This window comes from Sphaerisporangium corydalis (assembly GCF_025506355.1).
GTDB lineage: Bacteria > Actinomycetota > Actinomycetes > Streptosporangiales > Streptosporangiaceae > Sphaerisporangium > Sphaerisporangium corydalis.
The window spans coordinates 1-972 of the sequence record NZ_JANZYP010000159.1 but is presented as its reverse complement, the minus strand read 5'-3'; the positions used below and the strand labels follow the sequence as shown (position 1 = coordinate 972).

Annotated in this window: 1 protein-coding gene; it reads right to left on the bottom strand. The window is 65.1% G+C overall.

Going from position 1 to position 972, the window contains the following annotated elements; all coding sequences use genetic code 11:
- Positions 1-645, bottom strand: a 645-nt coding sequence (locus NYZ98_RS41330) for a DUF998 domain-containing protein (protein ID WP_262851032.1), incomplete at its 3' end; no start/stop codon positions are given.
- Positions 646-972 lie beyond the last annotated feature (327 nt).

Genomic DNA, 972 nt, shown 5'->3' with positions numbered 1-972 from the left:
GCGCAGGAGCGCGGCGGCGACGGCGAGTTGCCAGATGACGATGGTGTAGACGGAGCCGCGTTCGATCGCACCCGAGGGCAGGCCGGCATCGAAGGTGAGAAAGAGAGCGACTACGGAGGCCAGGCCGAATGCTCCGACGACGATGCTGACGAGGCCGATCAGCCGCGTCTCGGGAGTCTTTCGCCAGTGGATACCCAGGACGAGGGCAAGCACGTTCCCGCCGACGATCGCCAGCGTTGCTCCGGTGAAGTGCAGGGGAAGGGTGCCGTTCTGCTGCGCCTGCAGGGAACCGTGGAAGGTTCCGACAAGGATGTAGCCGATCATGGTCACGGCCCCCGTCACTGCGGTGAAGGTACGGGACCGCCCGCTGATCGTCCGCGATAGCAGCACTGTGGCGATCCCGAAGAGGAGGCCCTGAACGATGAATCCGGAGTTCATGACGGCGTGCAGCGGCGAGTTGAGTTCGCGGCCTTGGAACACGCCGGCCGCTGCGGATCCGAGGTCGCTGATCCAGTTGGTGGCGTAGCTGTAGCGAGGCGATTTCCACGCCGCGGCTGTGATCGCTTCGGCGGCGAGATAGATCGCTGGGCCCAGGAGGAAGGTGGCAGCGGCGAGGGGGCGGAGCGGGTTCATGGTGTGTTCCATTTCCGGGTGGGTAACTGATTGGTCGGTCGCATTTGAAGGGAGAGGTGTGTTCGGAGGGTGAGTCACGGGGTCCAGGCGGGCTTTACGAGCTCGACAGCTCCTGGGCACACACCCTCACCCGCGACATCCGCCACCTCTAAAACCGCTGCCGGATCAGCTGCGATCATCGTGGCCCCAGTCGTCGTTCGAACCAGAGGTGGGCCAGGACTATCAGGGCCAGGTAGACCACGAGCATTCGGCCACTGACGGCGGTGGCGAGCAGGCCAAGCAGCAGTGGGGCCGCGATGCCTGTGGTGACCCGTGAGATCGTCCTCGGCAGGTCGGAGC